The sequence below is a fragment of the Nocardiopsis sp. TNDT3 genome (assembly GCF_003427465.1).
Lineage (GTDB): Bacteria > Actinomycetota > Actinomycetes > Streptosporangiales > Streptosporangiaceae > Nocardiopsis > Nocardiopsis dassonvillei.
On the sequence record NZ_QPFC01000473.1, the window covers coordinates 1 to 3,989 of the forward strand.

The window sequence follows — 3,989 nt, forward strand, 5'->3', positions numbered from 1 at the left end:
GGTCGGCGGCGGCATCGCCGGGCTGGCGGCGGCCTGCGCACTGGCCGAGCGGGACGTGGACGTGACGGTGCTGGAGCGCGAACCCTCACTCGGGGGGCGGCTGCGCGGCTGGTCCACGACGCTCTCCGACGGTTCGCCCGCGACCATGACCCGCGGGTTCCACGCGTTCTTCCGGCAGTACTACAACCTGCGCGCCCTGCTGCGCCGCGGCGACCCCGGGCTCGGCGCGCTGGTGCCGCTCACGGACTACCCGCTGGTGCACCGGGACGGGCCGCGCGACCGCTTCTCGGGTCTGCCCGCGACCCCGCCGTGGAACGCGGCCGTCCTGGCGGCGACCAGCCCGAGCTTCCCGGCGCGCGACATGGCGCGGGTCAACCTGCCCGCGGCCCTGCAACTGCTCGACGTGGACGTGCCCGGCGTGTACGAGCGGCTCGACCACCTCAGCGCCCGCGACCTGCTGGACGCGGTGCGCTTCCCGCCCACGGCACGGCACCTGGCCTTCGAGGTGTTCACCCGCAGCTTCTTCGCCGACCCCGGCGTGCTGTCGGCCGCCGAACTCGCGCTGATGTTCCACGTGTACTTCCTCGGCTCGTCCGAGGGTCTGGTGTTCGACGTACCCGGCTCGCCGTTCCCGCAGGCGCTGTGGGACCCCCTGGAGCGCTACCTGGCCAAGCGCGGGGTCCGGCTGCGGACCGGTGTGCGGGTCGGGGAGGTGGGCCGGGCGCGAGAGGGCGAGGAGACGGGGAGCCGGTTCACGCTGCGCGGGCGCACGGCCGGGGGCGAGGTCTTCGAGGAGGGCGCGGACGCCGTGGTGCTCGCCGCCGACCCCGCCGGAACCCGCGACCTGGTGGCGGCCTCGCCGGAACTGGGCGCACCGGAACCGGGCGGAGCGGACTGGCGCGACCGGATGGCCCGGATCCGCACGGCTCCCCCGTTCCTGGTGTCGCGCTACTGGCTGGACCGGCCCGTGCGCCCGCACCGGCCCGCCTTCCTGGGCACGGCGGGCTACCCCACCCTGGACAACATCAGCGTGCTGGAACGGTACGAGGACGAGGCCCGCGAGTGGACCCGGCGCACCGGCGGGTCGGTGGTGGAACTGCACGCCTACGCGCTGGAGGAGGGGTGCGGTCCCGATCACGAGCGGCACCGGCTCTGGGAACAGGCCGGGTCCGTCTATCCGGAGCTGCGCCGGGCCCGCGCGGTGGACGCCCGGCACGAGCTGCGCGCGGACTGTCCGCTGTTCGCCCCCGGCAGCCACCGGGACCGGTGCGGGGTGACCACGCCCGACCCGTTCGTGACGGTGGCGGGTGACCACGTGCGCACCGACCTGCCCGTGGCCCTCATGGAACGCGCCGCCACCAGCGGCCTGCTCGCGGCCAACGCCCTGCTGTCGCGGTGGGGGCGGCCGGGGCACACGGTGTGGACCGTGCCCCGGCGGGGGCGGTCGGCGCCGTTGCGGGCGCTCGCCCGGTGGTCGAGGAGGTCCTAGCGGCCCTGGCCGTTGCGACGGGTCAGCCGGGCCAGCGGCCGGTGCTCCTGAGCAGGTACCGGCGCTCCGCGTAGTCCAGGTCGTCCTTCCACAGGCGCCGGGCGGCCATCCGCATCACGGGGCGCACGACCGGCCCCGCCAGCTTGCGGGCCAGCAGGAAGCCGATCCGCTCCGAGCTGGCCACGGTCGCCTCGATGACCGCCGTGCGCGGCACGCCCTTGTCGTCCACGCCCAGCGGGGTGGCGTGCGTCTCCACCACGCTGCCCAGGCCCTCCCCCTCGATGATGCGCATGACCACCGTGCGCGGGTCCGGGCAGCGGAACTCCGCGCGCACCGGCACGCCCCACCGGCCCGCCACCCGGAACCCCACGTCCACCACCATGCGGTCCGGATCGGGGTCGGCTCCCTTGGGCACCTCGGTCACCTTCAGCCCCACAAACGAGTAGGGGTGGAACCACGAACCGTGCCAGGGGTCGAGCCGGTTGGCCACCACGTCCTCGGGTTCGCACCGCCCCGCCAGGCTCTCCACCGCCACCAGGCTCCCGGGCAGCGCGGGGCGCTCGGGGACCACCGGCTCGTCCAGGGGCTCCTCACCGCCCTCCCGGTCCAGGCGCACCCACACCAGGACGCCGTCGTCGTGCACCGGGTAGGGGTCCCACCCCGGGAAGCCGCCGCCGTCCAGCGACAACCCGTGCCACCGGCACACCAGGCGCCCGGAGTCCACCGCGCCCCGGCACAGCGGCGCGCCCAGGTGCGGGCAGGCGCCCGGCCCCGCGTGCGCGGTCCCGTCCGGGGTGCGCCAGGCCACCAGCTCGGTCCCGGCCACGACGCGCCCGAACGGCCGGTCCGCGCGGACCTCGCTGCTCGCGGCCAGCACGAACCAGTTCCCCGAGGGCCGGGCGAGCGCGCGTTTGAGCGCCGACCCGATGACGGAGGGCGAGCCCTCCCGCCAGGTCGGCTCCTGCTTCTTCCACGTGGTGGCGGGCATGCGGCGCAGGGGAAGCCGCCGCGGTCGCGGGTCGGGCAGTGTCACGGGGTCCTCCAGGTACGTCGGTCGAGGGGTCGGGGACGGACCGCGCCTCCTCAGCCTGTCCGCGGGCGCGGCACCCGGCCGCGCAGGGAGCGCGCGATCAGCGACCGCGCGAGGGCGGGTACGGCGGCGGCCGCCTTACGGGTGTCCGAGACGCGGTGCCGGACGCTCCACACGTCGTAGTCGGCCGCACGCACCTCGTCCAGGATCGCGCGGTAGAGCCGGAAGGCGGTGGCGACACACGGGCGCGCCACGGGGGAGAGCATCGCGATGCCCGGTTCGGCCCGCCGGTAGAAGCCCTGGTTGACCTCCACCAGGTCGGCGAGGGCCTCCCTCACGCGCGGGTGCTGTTCCCGGGCCCGCGCGCACTGCTCCAGCAGCTCGCGGTCCACGCCGTGCGCGGCCAGCGCCTCCTCCGGCAGGTAGACGCGGCCGCGCCGCAGGTCCTCGGCCACGTCCCTCAGGAAGTTGGTCAGCTGGAAGGCCTCGCCCAGCGCGGCGGCGTGCGGGGCCGCCTCCTCGCGCGGCGCCACCGTGCCCAGGACCGGCAGCACCTGGAGGCCGATCACCGCGGCCGAGCCGTGCATGTACTCGCGCAGGTGCTCCAGGTCGCGGTAGCCGGTCACGGTCAGGTCCATGCGCATGGAGGCCATGAACGCGGTGAAGTAGGCGTGCGGCAGCGCGTACCGGTGGACCGTGTGCGCCAGGGCGGACAGCACCGGCGCCGCCTCGGGGTCCCGGGCGGGTTCCCCGTCCAGGACCCGGGCCAGGTCGGCGTCGATGACGTCCAGGCGGGCGGTCTGGTCCGCCACCGTGGTGCCCGGCGACGGCTCGTCGACGATGTCGTCCACCCACCGCGCGAAGCCGTACAGGGCGTGCACCCCGGGCCGGTGCTCGGGCGGCAGCACCCGTGTGGCCGTGTAGTAGGTGCGCCCGTGGTGGGCGTGCAGGGCCCGGCACCTGAGGTAGGCCTCCCGCAGCGGCCCGTCGGTGATCCCGGCCGCGTCGAGTTCGGCGGCTCCCCCGTTCATCCGACCCCTCCGGTTCTGCGGACCACCTCGGCCGCGGCGAGCTTTCCCGAGATCAGCACGGTCGGCACGCCGACCCCGGGTGTGGTCCCGCACCCGGCCAGGACGGCGTTGGAGGTGCCGGGGACGGTGTTGCGCGGGCGGAACGGCCCCGTCTGGGCGAAGGTGTGCGACAGCGAGAAGGGTGTGCCGTGCGCGAGTCCCTGCCGTGCCCAGTCCGCCGGGGTGACCAGGTGCTCGGCCCTCACGGAGGCGTCCAGCCCCTCCAGCCCGCGCTCCTCCAGGGTCCCGACCAGGCGGTCCCGGTAGCGCGGCCCCTCCCGGTCCCAGTCGATGCGGCCCGCCGCCAGGTTGGGCGCGGGGGCGAGCACGTACAGCAGGTGGCGTCCCTCCGGGGCCAGCGACGGGTCGGTCAGGGTGGGCTGGGTGACCAGCAGGGAGG

At 75.7% G+C, this 3,989-nt stretch carries 3 protein-coding genes and 1 pseudogene; 1 reads left to right on the top strand and 3 read right to left on the bottom strand.

What is annotated here, in order from left to right:
- Positions 1–1,489 (top strand): FAD-dependent oxidoreductase (locus DQW06_RS12255; RefSeq protein WP_117198465.1); only part of this gene is annotated, 1,489 nt, incomplete at its 5' end.
- A 22-nt stretch (positions 1,490–1,511) separates the two neighbouring features.
- Here the strand turns inward: DQW06_RS12255 and DQW06_RS12260 are convergent.
- The 3 genes and pseudogenes from DQW06_RS12260 to DQW06_RS12270 all read right to left on the bottom strand — a co-directional run.
- A complete protein-coding gene (locus DQW06_RS12260) occupies positions 1,512–2,522 on the bottom strand; it encodes a DUF5914 domain-containing protein (protein ID WP_019607964.1) in 1,011 nt (336 codons plus the stop codon).
- Between the two features lie 50 nt (positions 2,523–2,572).
- Positions 2,573–3,550, bottom strand: coding sequence for a squalene/phytoene synthase family protein (locus DQW06_RS12265; protein ID WP_013154580.1), 978 nt, complete (start codon positions 3,548–3,550; stop codon positions 2,573–2,575).
- Positions 3,547–3,989 (bottom strand): annotated as a pseudogene (locus tag DQW06_RS12270) (FAD-dependent oxidoreductase); the annotation flags it as partial. The gene DQW06_RS12265 and the pseudogene DQW06_RS12270, both read right to left, overlap by 4 nt.